An 18,417-nucleotide genomic window follows, 5' to 3' on the forward strand; every position below is an offset into this window, starting at 1 on the left:
ATAGGGCGTGTTCCGAAAGTAACCAGCCTCTGTTACCTATATTTGATTCGCGGATCGGCGAGCGCATATAGCACATCGACGATCAGATTCGTCGTCAGCACGACGACCGCCGCCACGAGATTAAGCGCCATCAGCGTCGGATAATCCCGCGACAGGATGGACTGCATCGTCAACTGCCCGATGCCCGGCCATTGAAAAATTTGTTCGATAATGATGCTCCCGCCGAGCAGTGCCGGAATCTCCATCCCGAACACCGCGATGATCGGCAGCAGCGCGTTGCGCAGCGCATGCTTGTGGGTCACCGCGAATTCGCGCACGCCCTTCGCCCGGGCGGTCCGCAAATAATCCTGCTTGAGCACGTCGAGCATGCTCGCCCTCACGTAGCGAATCTTCTTGCCGATAATGACAATGGCCAGCACGCTTACGGGCAGAATCAGGTGGAGCAAGGTATCCAACACGCCTCCGTCCCCGTTAAGCGTCTGCATGCCGCCGGTCGGCAGCAGCCGAAGCTTCAGCGCGAACAAATAAAGCAGGCCGAGCGCAAGAAAGAAGGACGGCAGCGATGTCCCCACGAAGGAGAGCCCGGTCAGCATGTAATCCCACTTAGTGTTATGCCGGACGGCGCTGAAGATCCCGATCGGCAGCGCGACGAGCAGGCCGGCGATCAACGCGGAGAACGCCAGCAGCAGCGTCGGCCCGATCCGCTCCTGGATGAGGCCGGCGACCGGCGCGTAGGAGCTGAACGAATAGCCCAGCTCGCCCTGCAGCAGCTGGAGGAGCCACTGCCCATATTGGACGATGAACGGACTGTTCAGACCGAGCATCTCCTTCTTCGCCTCGATCAGCTCGGGCGGCGTATTCGGGTTAATGAACATCTCCACCGGGTTGCCCGGCGCCAGCTTGATGATGACGAAATTAATGACGGTAATGCCGAGCAGCACCGGGATGCTAATGAGCAGCCGTCTCACGACGAACGAGAGCATGCGTCTCCTCCTCTCCCGCGCCGCCAAGCGGATAATGGCAGGCGACCGCATGCGCGCCGCCGGTTAGCGCAGGCGCCTCCGCCGCGCAGCGCGGAAGCGCGAACGGGCAGCGCGTATGGAACCGGCAGCCGGGCGGCGGGTTCGAGGCGCTCGGCACGTCACCCTCCGGCACGAGAATTACCCGGCCGCGCAGTCTCGGGTCCGCCACCGGATTCGCGTTCAGCAGCATGCGCGTATACGGGTGCTTGGGCGAAGCGAACAGCGTACGCTTATCCGCGATCTCCACGATCTTCCCCAAATACATGACCGCCACCCGCGTGCTGATATAATGCACGGCCCCCAAGCCGTGCGCGATGAACAAGTAGGTGAGATTCAGCTCCCGCTGCAGGTCCTGCAGCAGATGAAGGATTTGTGCTTGAACCGAGACGTCGAGCGCCGATACCGGCTCGTCGCACACGATCAGCTTCGGCTTGACCGCGAGCGCGCGCGCGATCCCGATGCGCTGGCGCTGGCCGCCGGAGAATTGGTGCGGATAACGACCGGCGCTCGCGCGCGGCAGGCCGACCAGCTCCAGCAGACGCTGAGCTTGAAGGAGCGCTTCACCCTTGCCGGCGAGCCGGTGGGCGAGCAGCGGTTCGGCCAGCAGCTCGCCCACCGTCATGCGCGGATTCAGTGAAGCATACGGGTCTTGAAAGATCATCTGGAACTTCGTGCGATACGGGCGCAGCCGGCGCTCCTGCAGTGCCGTCACCTCGTCGCCTTCGAAGTAAATTCGGCCCGCGTGCGGCTCTTCGAACCGCAGGAGCGTCCGGCCGAGCGTCGACTTCCCGCAGCCGGATTCCCCGACGAGTCCGAGCGTCTCCCCGGGGTATACCTCGAGCGTAACGCCGTCGACCGCCCGGATGAAGCCTGCGGTCCGATTCCAGACGCCTCGGCGTATCGGGTAATAGGCGCTTAGATTGTCCGCCCGCAATAGCGGCGTAGCCTCGCGGCCGCGCTCCGTCATGTCGTTCCTCCCCTCCGATCTATGCATGTGGGTCATGACGCCGGACTTTGACCGGCCAGCCAGCATCGGACGAGGTGGCCGGATGCGGAAGGCGCGAGCGCCGGCATCTCGCTGCGGCAGCGGTCGGACGCCGACGGGCACCTTGGATGAAAGCGGCAGCCTTGCGGCAGCCGCCCGATATCCGGCACGCTGCCCGGTATCGCTTCGAGGCGATAGTCCAAGTCGGCCGAGATCACGGGCACCGCCTTCATCAAGCCTCTGGTGTACGGATGAAGCGGACGATCGAACAACGTGAACACGTCGGTCTCCTCCACGATCTGTCCGGCGTACATGACGAGCACGCGGTCCGCCATCTCCGCGACGACGCCCAGATCGTGCGTGATCAGCAGGATGGCCGTATCGTGGTCCGTTCGCAGCCGTTTCAACAGCGTTAGGATTTGCGCCTGCACCGTCACGTCGAGCGCGGTCGTCGGCTCGTCGGCGATCAGCAGCTTCGGCTTGCCCGCGATGGCCATTGCGATGACGACTCGCTGCCGCATGCCGCCCGACAGCGAGTGCGGATATTGCTTCAGCACCTGCTCCGCCCGCGCAATCCCTGCCTCGCGCAGCAGCTCCGCCGCATAGGCGTCCGCCGCCTTCCCCCGCAATCCGGCGTGCAGGCGGATCGCTTCGCGCAGTTGGTCCCCGATCGTAAGCACCGGATTCAGGGCTGTCATCGGCTCTTGGAATATCATCGCGGCCTCCTTGCCGCGCATCTTGCGCAGCTCCGCCTCCGACTTCTCCGTCAGCGGCTCCCCCGCCAACCGGATCCGGCCCGGCCCAATCTCCCCGCCCTTCCCCAGCAGGTTCAAGATGGCGAGCGAGGCAACGCTCTTCCCGCTCCCCGACTCGCCGACGATGCAGACGGTCTCGCCCGGCCGCACCGCGATGCTGATATCGTCAACCGGTCTGACGTCCCCTCTGTCGGTGCGGAACGTTACCGTCAACCTTGCGATTTCGAGCACGTGCTTCATGTACGCCTCCGATTCGGATCGGCTATCTGGTTCGCCGTAAATTCCTATTTACTCCATCCGAATGGTCGTCTTTTGGTTACAGCCAATCTACCATTATTGGGAAATAACCGTCAATTGCTTCCACCATAGATCATTTGAATGACTGAATTAACGATTTCAATCGGAAGGCATGACGAATTCCCGCTTTCCTGCGAAAGCGGGTGTCTCGAATCGGGTATGCGTGTTTCGCGAGGTCCCAGAGCGCTAAAAGCCAAATGCAGCGCGTACGATTCGCATCGAAGGGAACGGCACATCGAAGGGTTCCGCAATCGCGAAGCTCTTCAGTCGCGCGGGCCAAAGCTCGCCAAATCGATGTCCCTCCAGCCCAGCCGGTAAGCCGGCGAATCCGGCAGCAGCCGATAATCGCCCGCCGCCCAGTCCGCGAAGCGCGGATCGCCGTTGATCGTCGCGGCATCGTACGCGCCGCCTTGCAGCGAGCGCCACGTCTCCCACGCGTATTCCCAGCCCCAGGCCGGATTGTCGCCGAGCGGCTCGGCGGGCAGCTTGCCGGTCACGCGGCTGGGCTCGCCTCCGCGCCAATATAGATTTCGGTCGCAGAGGCGAAAGCGCTCCGGACTCCAATTCACGCAGCAGTAGAGATGACCGGAGTTCGCGACGATGTTGCCCTCGATCGCAAGCGCCCGGTTGGCTTCACCGGCCATCTCCTGCGAACCGATCGCGCAGACCGCGTCCGGATTGTCGACGATCAGATTGTTGGCGATCCGATTGCCGATGCCCTTGGCGAAGATCGTCATCCACAGCTTGCCGTCGCCGGTGCTGTACAGATGGTCGAGCAGATTGCCCGTTACTTCGACGTCGTCCGAAGCGTCGTCGAGATAGATGCCGAAGCCGAACGAGAAATGGATGCCGCTGTGATGAAGCCGATTGCCGCTTATCCGGTTGCCCCGCCCGATACCCCACGATTCGATCATGCCCCCGTCCTGGCTGTCGGTCATCACCTCCGAGATGTCGTTGCCGTAGATCACGTTGTCACGGGTGAATAAGAACTCCCAGTGATTCTCCCACGTCACGTCCGCGTCCCACAGCCGATTCGGCATGACGCCATAACGGAGTCCTTTGAGCGAAATGCCGTAGCGGGGCATTCCCACGATCTGGTTATGAGCGATCTCGTTATCGCCGCTTTGATAGAGGACGATGCCGCTGCCATGGCCGATCAGTTCGCCTCCGTAACGAATCCGGTTATCCGCAATGACATGCCCCCGGTTGCGATGCGCGAGCTCGGCCGTCGCGATATCCCCCTCGCCCGGCGCATAGCCGCAGGCGTAGATGCCGGAATGACCGAATCGCTCCACCTCGTTGCCCACGATCGCGAACCGCTCCGCACAGCGGTCGAGAAAGATGCCGCACGTGCCCGACTGGCTGATCGCGCATCTCTCAATGCGGACATTCGAGGCAAACCGCGCATAGATGACGCCGCTGCGGTTCGCTTCCGGTTCGCAATTGTCCATCCCCGGTTCGGATCGCATCATGATGTGATCGGCGTGGGCATCGGTACCCATCAGGCGAAGCCCCTGAAAGGTTAGCCCGGACGCCTTACGGTCCTCGCTCTCCCCCGCGATCTCGATCAACCGCATCATGGAAGGCGCAATGATCGTCTGCTCCTCCGGGGACTGAACGCCAACAGCCGGAATGTAATATAACCATCCTTCTCGTTCGTCGAGATGAAACTGGCCGGGCTCGCGGAGGAACTCCAACGCGCCCTGCAGGTAATAGCGGGAATGCGCGCCGATTCCCCACGTGCACGGACGCCCGAAGATGATCCGCCGCCGGGCGGCGTCGACCTCCGCGACCGGAATCGTCTCCGTGAACCAGTTCCATTCGCCTTCGCCCGGCCAGACATGGGCTTGCAGCGCGCTCGTATCGGCCGGCATCGGGAAGTCGCCTTCCAGATAGCCGATCCCGTTGCGTTCCTCCCCATCCGGAGAGTTTTCACTCCGCAAATAGCCGGCAGCCGGCCAACGCGCCTTCGCGACCCGCTGGCCATCCGCATACAGCGTCTGGAAGCGCGTCCCCGGCTCCACGCGCGTTCGCCACGCGCTGCCGCGCCAGCGTTCCCATCCGCCGAGTAGTTTGCCGCCCGTCAGCACGGGCGTCTCTCCCTCCGCATTGCGGTAGACGACCGGACAGCGCGTGCCGCCCGCGTCCTCCGATCCGAACCGCAGCGGCTCCGTGAGCGGATAGATGCCGCCGCGCAAATGGACCGCGACCGCATCCGCATCGCCGCCTCGAATCGCTTCCCGGACGGCGGCCTGCGCCCGACGTATCGTGGCGAAAGGCCGCTCCCGGCTTCCTTCGTTCTCGTCGTCGCCTTGTGTCCCGCAGACGAACAGCGATAGCATGGCCTCTCTTCTTGCATCTCCCACTGGTTCGCATTCCCCTTCCGCGAGCGCCGCGCGAAGCGGGGAAGGACATGCCGTCCCTCCCCGATCCCACGGGCCTTGCCCGCCATGTTATGCCTTTTTGCGCTTAGCTGCTTGACCTTCGAACAATCCCATTCGCGGCGAATTATTGAATCGGCGCCAAGTTGGCTCCGCCGATGACCGCGAAGCTGGCGCTGCCCGGCGTTTTCCAAGCGACGGCTGCATGATCGCCGCCGCCTCCTTCCTTATGCAGCACCTCGACGTAATACCGCTGGCCGGCAGTCAGTGTAATAAGGCCGGATTTTTGCGACGCGTATTGATTCCAGTCTTTCTCGTTCGTCCAATCGATCACTTCCGCGATCTTCGATTTGCTTGCCGCATTCTCGTTCGCGCTGAGCCACAGCTCGGCATTGTTGTCGCCTGCGATCGCGAATTGATACGTGCCCGTCACGGTCGGCACGATATATCCGCGGATGCGCGTCCCGTAATTGTCGCCGAAGTTGGACGGCGCTTCGAAGCTCGTCAGCGCGGAAACGCCGCTCGGCGTCGTTCCGACGGGTATGCTCGCCACCGTCGCGCCGGAGATGCTCAGCCAGTATTCGCGCGTGATCGTTCCGGTCGGAGTCGGACCACCGGGCTGGCCGCCGGACGTCGCGTTGGTCGTCACGTTCAGCGCCGCGCTCGCGGCCGAGACGTTGCCCGCCGCGTCCTTCGCTTTGACGGTGAACGCGTAGGACGTGCTTGGACTTAACCCCGTCGCCGTATAGCTCGTCGCCCCGCTTGTCGTACCCGCGAGTGTCGTGCCGCGGTAGATCTCGTAGCCCGTCACGCCGACGTTGTCGGTCGAAGCCGTCCATGTCAGCGCGACGCTCGTATCCGTCTTCGACGGCGACGTCAGCCCGCTCGGCGCGGATGGCGCTTGCGCGTCGCTCCCGCCGCCGCTTGCGCCGCCCATATTTACGTCGCATGTTTTGTAAGCGCCCGGAGCCGGATCGCCGAAAATATTGTTCGCGCACATGACCGAGTTCGTATAGGTGCCGTAGTAAAAGCTGTTATTCGCGCCGTACCGGACTTCTTTCGTGCCGGTGAAGGTACACGGATTGTTCTCGCCCGCGCAGTGAACCCAATTCGCCGACGATACGTTCGTCGTCACGCTCACGGCTCCGCTGGCAGCGGACCGGTTGCCCGACCCGTCCTTCGCTTTGACGGTGAACGTATAGGACGTGCTCGGGCTAAGTCCCGTGACCGTATAGGTCGTGGACCCGGTCGTCGTACCCGCAAGCGTGGCGCCGCGGAAGATCTCATAGCCGGCCACGCCCAGATTGTCGGTCGACGCGGTCCAAGACAGCGTGACGCTCGTATCCGTCTTCGACGGCGCCGTCAAATTGCCCGGCACGGACGGCGGCGTCGTATCCGGCGGTCCGGCGCTAACGACGATCGTCTGCTCCTTGACGCTTGCCCGGCCGCCGTTATCCCATACGCCGAGGATGACTTTGTACGTGCCCGCTTTTTGATACGTGTAGGTCGGGCTCACGTCGGTGACCGGGATGCCTTCGCCCAGATCCCACAGATTCTCCACGATCGTGCCGTTGTCGGTCGAGGTGTTCGTGAAGGTGACCGGCTGGCCGAGCTGAACGGTCAGCGGCGCGGAGAAATTCGCGACCGGCTTCGGATCGGCGAAGCCTCTGCTCGTCAGCTGCGTATTCGTGCCATTGCCGCTGACCGTATTGCCGCTCCACTCCAGATCGGCGGCCGAGGACGGATATTGATCGATGGACGGTCCGCCGTTGCCCGTGATCGTATTGTTGATGAAGCTGATCCGGTCCGTGCCGGAAGCCGTCGTAATTTCGATCGCTTTGCGGCCGTTGTTCACGATTTCGTTGCTGTCGAAGACGATGTTTCGCGTGTCGCCATGAATGCGGACCGCATTGCCATCGTAACCGGGATAAGCTGCCGACGGATGGCCGATCGGGCCGTTCTTCCACGTGTTCTTATAGAAATATTGATACTGCTCGGTCTGCCCCGTGCCCGCGCCTTGCAGCTGCATGCCCCACATGACGATGTTCTGCACGGTATTGTAGTTCCACAGCTGGTAGCCCGTGCCCGGCGACTGCTGCATGCCGACCTGCTGCCCGCCGTCGACGAGGTTGCCGCTCGTCACGCCGTGATCGACCATGACTTCCAGCCCCATATTGCCGACCGAACCATCCGTCGCTTTCACTAGATTGTTGCGCACGGCGATGTATTTGGAGCGCACCGTGCTGATCCAGTGATCGACGTTGTTGTTCTCGACGAGAGAATAGTCGACGTCCGTGTGCAGCTCGATGCCGAGTCCTTCCATTTTCTTGCCGGTGCCCGTCACCGTATTGCCGCGCACGATCGCCCACGGACTATTATCGTTGATGAAAATGCCGCCGCGTCCCGTGTTATGCACCGTATTGTTCTCGATCAGCGCGTGGCTCGATCCCCAGCCGACCCGGACGCCGCCGCCCCAGTCCGAAGCCACGCCCGTGTTCGTAATGACGTTGCCCGCGATTCGCAGATGGGTAGAGCCGATGCCGTACAGCGCGAACGGGCCGAAGCCGGACGAAGCGGTCAGATCCTTCACGTTCAAGTCGAGCATCCGGTTGCCGGTTCCGCCTTCGGACTTGACCGCCGACTGGGCGATCGTGCTGCTGTTGCCGTCGAGCGTCATGTTCGATACTTCCGCGTCGTTCACGTTATAGAGGGAGAACATCGTGTTATCCCCGGTCGAGGTGAACTTGATGATCGTCGTGGCGCGGTTCTCGCCGGTAATCTTGACGCCCGACTTGCCGCTCACGCTGCCGGACAAATAATAGGTGCCTGCGGGAATCAGCACCGTATCGCCGGCCGATGCGGCGTTCACCGCGCTCTGGATGGCGGCTTTGTCGTCCGCGGTATCGCCTCCGTTCGCACCGTAAGCGGTTACATTTAATGTTGCGGCAAAAGCGGGCGCCGCCGGAACGACGGGCAGCAGCAGCGTGAGCGCGCTAATCGCGGCCAGCATCTTTTTCCTCGCCGGCATCCTTAAGAAACTCTTCATCATCTTCCATCCCTTCACTTGTCGAATTGGGTTGCTCTCGCGTTGGCGCGATTGCCGGATGGGTACATCCGCTTTCGCGGTATGCGGCATTCGTCATGATGCAAAGCATGGCTCGCTCCCGTGTGTGCAAGCCGCGGCTTCTCACCTCCCTTTGCCCCTCATCATGGCACGAATGCCACGATCCCGGCTACTGCCGCAATTGCGATTCCTTCCGCCGGACACTGTGATTAATGCGTTTTCCCGGCCGAATAGCGATTCGCAAAATTCATAATCCGCCGCGACAGCTTTTCGCGAATTGCGCCGTAGTGTTCCCTCGGCCGGCATGGCATGATGAGCCTGTGAGAACTAGGGTAAAGGTGGAGGAGATGGACATGGGCAAGATCGGGTTATGGTTTCGAAAGGAGTGGACGCATCTTCGCAAGAACCGCGAGCTGCTGCTGCTGGCCGCGCCGGGCGTGCTGTTCAAATTCGTGATCGCGTACATTCCGATGGTCGGACTTATGCTGGCCTTCAAGTTCTACCGGTACGACGAGGGCATCTTCGGCAGCCGCTGGGTCGGCTTCGACAACTTTGAATTTCTGTTCAAATCGCAGGACGCGCTGCGGGTCATCCGCAATACGCTCGCCTACAACTTCGTCTACATCGTGCTCGGGACGGTGACGGCGCTCGTGTTCGCCCTCCTGCTGAACGAGCTGACCGGACGGATGATCAAGCTGTACCAAACGACGATGTTCCTCCCGTTCTTCATTTCGTTCGTGCTCGTCGGCTACATCGGCAACGCGTTCCTCGACCACGAGAACGGGTTCGCCAACAATCTGCTGACGACACTCGGCTTCGAGCCGCGCAACTGGTATTTCGAGACCGGCCCGTGGCTGTTCATACTGCCGCTCGTCTCGATCTGGAAAGGCGTCGGCTTCTCGACGCTCGTCTACTACGCGGGCATCACCGGCATTAGCAGCGACTATTATGAGGCCGCCCGCCTGGACGGCGCTACGCGGATCCAGATGATGCTGCGCATCACGCTTCCGCTCTTGAAGCCGCTTATCATCATCTTGTTCATTCTCGGACTCGGCAACATTTTCCGCGGCGACTTCGGCCTTCATTATTTCGTGCCGAACAACGTCGGGATGAACTACGCGACGACCGACGTCATCGACACGTACATTTTCCGCGCGCTGACCAAGCTGGCCGATATCAATTCCGCCGCGGCCGTCGGATTTCTGCAATCGGTCGTCGGGCTGGTTACCGTGCTCGGCGCCAACTATCTCGTTCGTCGGATTGATAAGGATAGCGCGTTATTCTAATTTTTCCTTAGGAGGAACCTGCTCATGACACACGCCCCCTCCGGACGGCTGGGCAACTGGATCATCAACGGCTTCTTCGCCGTCGTCTGCCTGCTGATCGCGCTGCCGTTCGCGCTCGTCGTCATCATCTCCGTCACGTCGGAGAACAGCCTGATCGAGCATGGCTATCAATTTCTCCCCTCCCAGCTCAGCTTGGAGGCGTACCAGATCGTGCTCAGCAAGCCGCAGAGTCTGCTGCAGGGCTATGGCGTCACGATCGCCGTCACCGTGATCGGCACCGTCTTCTCGCTGCTCTTGACCGCCATGACCGCCTACCCGATCTCGCGCAGCGATTTCCGGTACAACCGGCCGATCACGTTCTATATTTTCTTCACGATTCTGTTCTCCGGCGGCATGGTTCCGTTCTATATTCTGATGACGCAATACCTGCATTTGAAGAATACGCTCGCCGCGCTCATCCTTCCTTCGATGCTCAGTCCGTTTAATGTGATGATCATGAAGGGGTTTCTGGACAAAATCTCGAAAGAGATAATCGAGTCGGCAAAGGTGGACGGTTCCAGCGAGCTGCGCATCTTCATCCGGATCATCCTTCCGCTCTCGACGCCCGCGCTGGCCACGCTCGGCCTGTTCATTTCGTTCGGCTATTGGAACGAGTGGTTCAACGCGCTGCTCTTCATCGACAACGACAAGTATATCCCGCTTCAGCTGCTGCTCGTGCGCACGCTCGCGCAGATCGAGTTTCTCGCCAACTCGCCGATGGCCGAAGCGGCCGATCGCCTGCAGTACGCGAATTTCCCTTCCCTGTCGGTCCGGATGGCGATGGCCATTCTCGCCGGCGGTCCGATGCTCGTCATCTTCCCGTTCTTCCAGAAATATTTCGTGAAAGGCCTGACGGTCGGCTCGTTGAAAGGCTAACGAGCGCGAGGCCCGAGGCAGGACGCGACTGGAAAGGGGGCGAGGCTTGGCAAGCAGCAAGGAAATGCCACGGATAACGAATACAATAAATGGAGGGTTCATCGATGCGCAGAACGAGAACAAAAGGAATGCTGCGAGGAATCATCATCCTGACGATGTTAGCGCTGCTGGCGGCCTGTTCGAATAATGCGGGCGGCGGAAATAACGGCGGCAATAATGGCGGGGCTGACGGCGGAAATAATGGCGGGAGCAAAGCGGCCAATACCGCCAATGCAGGCAAAAACGGCCAGAACGGCGAAGAGAAAGCGGACGCCGGCGCCGCGGACCAGCTCAAGGAAGCGAAGCTCACCTTCTATTACCCGAGCAACCCGGCCGGCAGCGACCAGCAGCTCGTCCAGGACGAGATCAACGCGTATCTCAAAGAGAAAATCAACGCGACCGTGGAGTTGAAACCGCTCTCATTCGACGAGTACGATACAAAGCTGAACGCGATGATGGCCGCCGGCGAGTCGTTCGATCTGGCTTGGTCGTCGCGCTACTGGCTGCTCCCGTACCAATCCAACGTCGACAAAGGCGCCTTCCTCGAGCTGACCGACGAGATGATCGCCAAATACGCGCCGGAAGCCCGCGCCAACATTCCCGATAAATTCTGGCCGGACATGAAAGCCGTCGACGGCAAGGTGTACGCCTTCCCGATCTATCAGGTGGCCGCCAAGACGAAGAGCCTCGTCATCCAGAAGCGCTTCATCGACAAATATAATCTGGACGTCTCGACGATCAAAACGTATAAGGACATCGAACCGTTCCTCAAGACGCTGAAGGAAAACGAGAAAGGCATCGTGCCGTTCGGCATGGCCCAGAATTCATGGGGCATCTACGTGGACCGCGACATTGTCGGCGGCGACGGACTCGCCGTCTCCTACGCCAAGAGCGACCCGACGTTCGCCGCCATTACGGAGCTTGCGCAGCTCGATCGCCGGAAAGAATACTACGCGACGATGCGCAGCTGGTTCAAGGCCGGTTACATCAACGGCGATGCGCCGATTCTGAAGAACATCAACGACTTGAAGGCGAAAGGCACCGTCGCCGTCGGCATTGAATTCACGTCGAAGCCGGGCGGCGAGGTGGACGAAATGAACGTGAACGGCGGCCATGAAGTCGTCTACGTGCCGATTTCGGACAGCTATTTCACCGGCATCTCCGGCGCGATGCACGTCATCAGCAAGACGAGCCAGAATCCCGAGCGGACGCTCATGTTCATCAACCTGCTGAACACGGACAAATACTTGTACAATCTGATCTGCAACGGCATCGAAGGCAAGCATTATACGAAGAAGGACGACACGTACATCGAACCGATCAAAGATTCGGGTTATGCGCCGAACGTCGACTGGGTATTCGGCAACCAGTTCAACGCGTACCTGAAGCCTGGCCAAACGCCGGACGTCTGGGCGCGCACCGTCGAGCTGAACGATAAAGCGGTCGTCTCGGAATCGTACGGCTTCTCGCTGAACCAGGAATCCATCAAATCCGAGATCGCCAATGTGCAGGCCGCCAAGGAAGAGTTCCAGCTCGCGCTGGAAACAGGCGCCGTCGATCCCGAGAAACAGCTGCCGAAGTTCATCGACAAGCTGAAGGCGTCGGGACAGGAGAAAATCGACGCGGAGGCGGAGAAGCAATGGCAGGCGTTCCTGGCGGCCAAGGGTAAATAAGGCTGACGGTTGCCCGTATGGAACAAGGCTTCGCCATCGCGGCGAAGCCTTGTCTTCGTTCTTCTTCCCCACAACCTCCGCTACCAATGCTGTTAGGTTAAGAAGGGCTGCGCCCCGTTGACCCCACTTTTGTTGCTCCCTCCTCCCACCTCCTCCGCCGAGGAGGCTCCAAAGGGCTTTGCCCTCTGGACTCCCGTCTTCGTGCTGCCACGATGGTTCGCGGTCGGCGGATTGGCTTGTGTTGGGCACGCTTTTGTCCTGACGGACAAAGCTTCAGTGGGTGTTGAAGTTCGTCCTAAGACCTATGCATGTGCGTAAGCCGATCAACTATAGCCACGGCTGGTTCACCAGCCGTTTTTCCTTAACCTGACAGCATTGCCTCCGCTATTCCAGTCGCTTCTTCAGCCGGTATTCCCGCGGCGTCACCCCGTACTTCTTCTTGAACAGCTTGAAGAACGTGCTCTCGTTGAAGTAGCCGACCAGCTCCATGATCTCCTTAATGCTGAAGTTTTTCGTCTCCAAATATTCCTGCGCGTGCCGCAACCGGACCTCGTTCATGAATTCCGCCACCGACATGAATTCGCTCTGCTTGAATTTGGCACCGACGTAAGCCGGCGTCATATGAAGCATCGACGCGATGCCCTGCAGGCTTAGATTCCGATCGCGATAATTCGCCTCGACGATGTCCTTGATCGTATCCATGAGCGCCTTGTTCTTCTCTTCATCCTGGGCGAGCAGCCGGTCGTGCAGCTCCTCGCACGCTGCGGCGAACAGCTCGCGGATCTCGCCGATCGTGTCCTTCTCCAGCACTTCTCTGCTTAGCGAGCTGAAGTCGAGCTGCAGGGAGACGACCCGGTGTTTGTTCATGTCCCGCACCGCCCCCTTCAGCACGTTCGCGACATGGAGCAGCCCGTGCAGAATATGGTCGTAATGGTAGACCGACAACCGCTCCAAGATCAGATCGATCGTCCCGAGCATGCCGTCCAGATCGTTCGAGCGCGCGCTCTCCAGCAATCGGCGCTCCAGTTCGTCCGGGAACGCGTATTCATAACGCTCCATGTTGGGCCGGACTTGCTCTGGCGTGAGAATCGCGCCTTGGCCGAAGATTAGCTTATACATCGAATAATGGATCGCCCGGCTGTAGCCTTCGGCGATCTGGTCATGGCTGCTTAAGACGTCCCCGATCGTCAAGGTTAAGGTCAGCTTATAGTAAGCCGATACGGTCTCCTGGATGCGCCCCAGCCAACCGGCCAGCGCTTCCGTCCCTTCCTCCCGCGCGTGATCGCCGCTCGTCAGCATGACGATATGGTCGCTGCGCATGTCCGCGATCTCGCAGCGGATCGGACTGTGCCCCATGATATCTTCGGCGATATTGCGAATCGCGAAATCATACAGCATGCGTTGGTCGTGGCCGACGGTCCGCTGCAGACGTAAATAACCGTCGATCTTGACGATGACGAGACGATAAGGGCCTCGTTCGTCGACGCTCAGACCATTCTGGCGGATCAGATCGGCGAATTGCCCCGCGGGGAGCGTCCTCGCGCTCGTCAGAATCGTACGCAGATAGTAATTCCTCACGATGCTGCGCTGCTGGTCCTTCTCGCTGGATACGCGGCTGAGCGTCTGCGCCATCTCGCTGTACAGGCTGGCCACATGAGACAATTCGTCCCGGCTGTCCGTGCTCCTGCCCCCCTGCGCGCCGCGCTCCTTGGAACCTCCGCCGATCTCGGCGATCATCCGCTCCACCGGCCCATACAGCCGGTGCGCTACAATGACGGACACGATGACCGCCAATAACAGGAAGATGCCGCCCACCCACGCGCTCGTCTTCCGCATCTCGAGGATGCCGCCGAGCACCTTCTCGTAAGGCTGCACGCTAATAACCGTCCAGGAAGCCCCGCGCAAATATGTCACGAGCACCTCGCCTTCGCCAGCCACTCGGGTCGTCATGGAGCCGAACGGCTTCCGCTCCGGATCGCCGTCGCCGTCAGCCTTGCCTTCGCCGACGCCCAGCACCGCTTGATTAAGCGCTTCGAGGTCCGGCATAAGCCGCTCGCCGACGCTGGATAGAATGACGTCGCCATCGCGGCCGGCGATGAAGACGCCCGAGCTGTCCGGACTCGCGAAGTCGTTGATCGCCCGCAAATTGTCCAGCAGCCATTCCGGCTTGATATTCAGCACGAGCGCGCTCTCGCGCCCGGTATTCGTCGGATAATACGTCTCGTAGATGACGAGCGAGAAGAAGTCCACGCCATGCTCCCTGCCGCTCATGTTCATCGGCAGGAGCTCCATGCGCGGCAGCTTCTCCTTCTGCTTCAAGCGATCGACCAGATTGGCCGCCATCTCTTGATCCGGCTTGGATGAGCTCAGCTCGCCGATCGCATACGTGCGGTCCGCATAGCCGTTGTACACGATAATGGAATGGAGGAACGAAGAGAGGATATAGTTTTTATGCAGATTGTTGACCGACTCGATGACCGTCATCTCGTCCGGCTCCCGCATCGTCATAAGCGCCACGACGCGCTTCTCCGCATATAGATTGACCGCCAGCTTGCCGATATGGTCCGTCATGTAGGCGATGTTGTAATCGATCTGATTCATCACCTTGCGGTTCGCTTCCCGCTGCATGCGCACCGCGCTGCGCTCGGCATTGTACTGCAGCGCGACGGACGTGAGGAACAGACCCGCGACCATCAGCAGCGTGAGAGAGAGCAAAATTCGAAGCAGATATTTACGCGACTTGTAGGCTTGCAGCATCCGCATGGCACGACCCCCGAAATAAAGCGTTTTCATTGTATTCCGTGACCAAAGTATGCCATATTCGCCTCCGGCGCGGCTACTGTATTTTTATCGAAAGACTGTAGGGCGCTGCCCTGTCGTCTGGCAAGAGCTGCGCCCCTTGTCCCGAGTTATGGTGCTCCCTCCCCCTTCCCCCTCCGCCGCAATGCTGTCTGATTAAGAGGGCTACGCCCCGTTGACCCCACTTTTGTTGCTCCCTCCTCCCACCTCCTCCGCCGAGGAGGCTCCAAAGGGCTTCGCCCAAGCGTATGCTTCCGAAGTGCGTTTTCCTTAGAAAACGCTCAGGACTCCCTTTTCGTGCTGGCGAGTTGGATTGCGGTTGGCGGGGCGGTAAGAGGTTGGCACGCTTTTGTCCTCGCGGACAAAGCTTCAGTAGGTGTTGAAGTCCGTCCTAACACTAGAGCCTGTAGACTTTGCCCCTGAGTGGCTTTCCTTAACCTGACAGCATTGCCCTCCGCCGAGGAGGCTCCAAGGGACTTCGCCCAAGCGTATGCTTCCGAAGTGCGTTTTCCTTAGAAAACGCTCAGGACTCCCTTGTCGTGCTGGCGCGCTTGTTCGCGGTCGGCGGGTTGCTTCGAGCTGGCACGCTTTTGTCCTCGCGGACAAAGCTTCAGGGGGTTTTAAGTCCTTCTTTGACATAAGCATGTTGAAGCCTGTTACCCGTTAGCAGCCGGTGGCTTCATCGGACGTTTTCCCTTAACCTGACAGCGTTGCCCTACTCCGGGGGCCGAGCTTCCGAAACAACGAAAGCAAGCGCAGCAGATCGTCTGCCGCGCCGCATGCAGGAATTATTGGGCCTGATCAGCCTTCGTCTGTCTGCACGTCTGCCAGCGGCACTTCTCGAATCTCGCCTGCTCCGAGCGCGATGCGCGCCCAGCCGTCCGGCGCGAGGCGCCCGGACGGCTCGGCCGCCTCGCGCGACGATTCCACGAGCAGCCTGACGACCGCCTGGAACGCAGTCTGATTATGCAGCCGCAGCACCGTCTCCCCTTCGGACGCCGCAAGCTCGCAATGGACGTGATCGGCAGACCAGACGAACCCCGTATCGGGCTGCACGTAGACGCCGGGCACCTCCGCATAGGTAAGCATGAGCGACACTTCGCACCAGCACGAGAGCGGGAGCGCCTCGCCGACGAGCTCCTGTCCCTCCCAGTCGCTCATATTGACCCGCTCGCTCATGTAGCCGGGCGGCATGTCGATGCCGTCCCAGCCGAGCACCGGCCGGTCCGATCGGGACAGATACTGCGTCAGATTGTGCGCGGTCTCCCGCAGCTGCGCCGCATACAGCGTGTTCCCGGTAGCCCGGAACAACCTGAACAGCGCGTCGCCCGACAACGTGCAGATCCCCGGCGCGCTATGCTTGTTCTGCGCGTTCGCGATGACGGAGCCCGCCGTCCGCATGCCAAGCCGTCCGAACGTCGAATCGGGCGGGAATGCGAAGTCGCACGAGACGCACCACGACATCGCCTGAAGCGCGGCTTCCTCCGCGCGAGCCAGCCATAACTTCGCGCCGCTTGTCTCATAGAGCACCATGTATGATTCGAGAAGCGCGAACGCGGATTCGCTGTCGGGACATTGCAGAATCTCGCCCGGCCCGCCCGTCGTCACCCCCCTTGCCGTAAATTGCGCGTAGTAGTATTCTCCCGCCGCTTGCGCCGCCTGCCTATACCGTTCATCTTCCAGCCATTGCGCGGCCAGCGCCAAACCGCCGATCGCCATGGCGCCTCCGGCCGATCCGCCGACCAGCATCTCGCCCGTATCGGCGCGAATCCATTGCCCGAATTGTCCATATCGCTCCCATAGCGCCAAGAAGCCGTCCGCCAACCGCCGGATACCTGCACGCCAGCTGACCGGGACTTGTTGCGGGCCGCCGCGACGCTCGATTATCGCCGCTTGCTTGAGCAGCACATACAACGCATCCGCGCTCTTGCGGACGATATGCCACTGCTCGGGACAATCCCGCGCCGGATCGTCGTTGAATTCGTCTCCGTACCAGCGCCCGTTGTAGAAGACGCCCGGGAAGAAACCGGCATCCGTCTGGCCGCTCAGCATGAAGTCGACCGTCCGCGCCGCGCGCTCGGCGGACAGGTCATCTCCTTCCGCCAGCAGCGCGAGGCTGGACATACCGCCGCCGACCCATCCGATCTGCCAGTCCTGATGCTTCTGGTCGACGGTGCCGACCGCATAGTAGCCGCAAGGCTCTCGCCAGTTCATGGCGTTGTACTTGGATTGCTGAATGTTCCACGCGGCGGAGAACGGCAGACCGGGGACGAGGTTAGGCGGTCCCGTCAGCGACATTCGCGCTGCTGCGAACGCGCGGAACAAGCCGGTTACGCTCTCGCAAGGAAAAGCGAATACGTTCACCCGCATGCGCACGATGCTGCCGTCTATGAAGCTGGCGCCTCGGTCGGGCGATGGTACCTCGGTCGTGCACATCTCGTATTTGCGCATCGGCCTAACCCCCGGCGCGCGGAACTCGACGGCGCACCGCTCGCGGTCGTCCGATTCCTCGATGTGGATCGACGACTCGCCCCATTCGGTCCGCTGATCCGTCAGGACGAGAAAGCCGCGTTGACGAACCGGATCGTGCCAGCATACGGCGGGCGTCGCCGCATCGCCGGACAATAGATGACTCGCCGACGGTCCATCGGACGGGTTCAACCGAGGGATATCGGTGATGAACCCGGGCGTACCCGGCCCGCGCTCCGCGAGGCGCGACCAGCACGGGGCATACGGCAAAGCTTGCGATTCGAACCGGTTGCCGGCATATACCGCTCCCGGCACGAGCACGTAGTTACGGTCCGACCATGCGTCGAACGCGAAACGGACGCCGACGCTCGAAGGGGCCGACGTGCCGTAATGCACCCACTCGAGCGCGAGCGAGACGCCTTCAATCGCATCCGCTTCGCACCCGGCGTTTGGCGCGACACCCTCGCGAGCCACGGCTCCGATGATCGGCGCACGCTTAACGGCGATGGACGTCTCCTTCACCGATGCCTCCCATCTCGTCTGCTCGCCCGCAATGCCGATTTGCATTCGTTCGTTATCTTCGCTCCATTCCTGATTCATCTCGCCGATCGGGCGCGAGCCGTCGAATCGGGTTACCGCGAGCGACATTCGCGCCTGCACGAATTCCAGCAGCTGGCTTAGTTGCGACATCCTTTGCGATCCACTCCTTTCTGCGTAACTGCACGGCTTCAT

Annotated in this window: 10 protein-coding genes; 3 read left to right on the forward strand and 7 right to left on the reverse strand. The window is 60.9% G+C overall.

Annotated elements, in window-relative coordinates; translation table 11 throughout:
• Positions 1-32: 32 nt before the first annotated feature.
• The 5 genes from ACFSKT_RS04860 to ACFSKT_RS04880 form a co-directional block, all read right to left on the reverse strand.
• Positions 33-983 carry an ABC transporter permease gene (locus ACFSKT_RS04860; protein ID WP_377718929.1) on the reverse strand — a complete coding sequence of 317 codons (951 nt, stop codon included), beginning with the start codon at positions 981-983 and terminating at the stop codon, positions 33-35.
• The gene (locus tag ACFSKT_RS04865) at positions 949-1,989 is read right to left on the reverse strand and encodes an ABC transporter ATP-binding protein (RefSeq protein WP_377718930.1); all 1,041 of its coding nucleotides are present in this window, start codon (positions 1,987-1,989) and stop codon (positions 949-951) included. Before ACFSKT_RS04865 ends, ACFSKT_RS04860 begins: the two co-directional genes overlap by 35 nt.
• Before the next feature lie 32 nt (positions 1,990-2,021).
• Positions 2,022-3,002 (reverse strand): ABC transporter ATP-binding protein, encoded by a 981-nt coding sequence (locus ACFSKT_RS04870; RefSeq protein WP_377718931.1) that lies wholly within the window; start codon positions 3,000-3,002, stop codon positions 2,022-2,024.
• 320 nt (positions 3,003-3,322) lie between these two features.
• Entirely contained in the window at positions 3,323-5,425 is a 2,103-nt protein-coding gene (locus tag ACFSKT_RS04875) for a right-handed parallel beta-helix repeat-containing protein (RefSeq protein ID WP_377718932.1), read from the reverse strand.
• Between the two features lie 142 nt (positions 5,426-5,567).
• Entirely contained in the window at positions 5,568-8,468 is a 2,901-nt protein-coding gene (locus tag ACFSKT_RS04880; protein ID WP_377718933.1) for a fibronectin type III domain-containing protein, read from the reverse strand.
• A gap of 389 nt (positions 8,469-8,857) precedes the next feature.
• On the opposite strand from ACFSKT_RS04880, the gene ACFSKT_RS04885 reads away from it, so the two are divergent.
• The 3 genes from ACFSKT_RS04885 (at position 8,858) to ACFSKT_RS04895 (ending at position 12,417) form a co-directional block, all read left to right on the forward strand.
• Positions 8,858-9,790 (forward strand): ABC transporter permease subunit, encoded by a 933-nt coding sequence (locus ACFSKT_RS04885; RefSeq protein ID WP_377718934.1) that lies wholly within the window; start codon positions 8,858-8,860, stop codon positions 9,788-9,790.
• Between the two features lie 24 nt (positions 9,791-9,814).
• Positions 9,815-10,705 carry a carbohydrate ABC transporter permease gene (locus ACFSKT_RS04890; protein WP_377718935.1) on the forward strand — a complete coding sequence of 297 codons (891 nt, stop codon included), beginning with the start codon at positions 9,815-9,817 and terminating at the stop codon, positions 10,703-10,705.
• Positions 10,706-10,809: 104 nt separating this feature from the next.
• Positions 10,810-12,417, forward strand: coding sequence for an ABC transporter substrate-binding protein (locus ACFSKT_RS04895; RefSeq protein WP_377718936.1), 1,608 nt, complete (start codon positions 10,810-10,812; stop codon positions 12,415-12,417).
• A 384-nt stretch (positions 12,418-12,801) separates the two neighbouring features.
• Here ACFSKT_RS04895 and ACFSKT_RS04900 read toward each other — a convergent pair whose 3' ends face one another.
• Positions 12,802-15,180 (reverse strand): helix-turn-helix domain-containing protein, encoded by a 2,379-nt coding sequence (locus ACFSKT_RS04900; RefSeq protein ID WP_377718937.1) that lies wholly within the window; start codon positions 15,178-15,180, stop codon positions 12,802-12,804.
• 837 nt (positions 15,181-16,017) lie between these two features.
• The gene (locus tag ACFSKT_RS04905) at positions 16,018-18,375 is read right to left on the reverse strand and encodes a hypothetical protein (protein WP_377718938.1); all 2,358 of its coding nucleotides are present in this window, start codon (positions 18,373-18,375) and stop codon (positions 16,018-16,020) included.
• Positions 18,376-18,417: the final 42 nt, after the last annotated feature.

The organism is Paenibacillus xanthanilyticus, from assembly GCF_042682185.1.
In the GTDB taxonomy this organism is placed as follows: Bacteria; Bacillota; Bacilli; order Paenibacillales; family Paenibacillaceae; genus Paenibacillus_Z; species Paenibacillus_Z xanthanilyticus.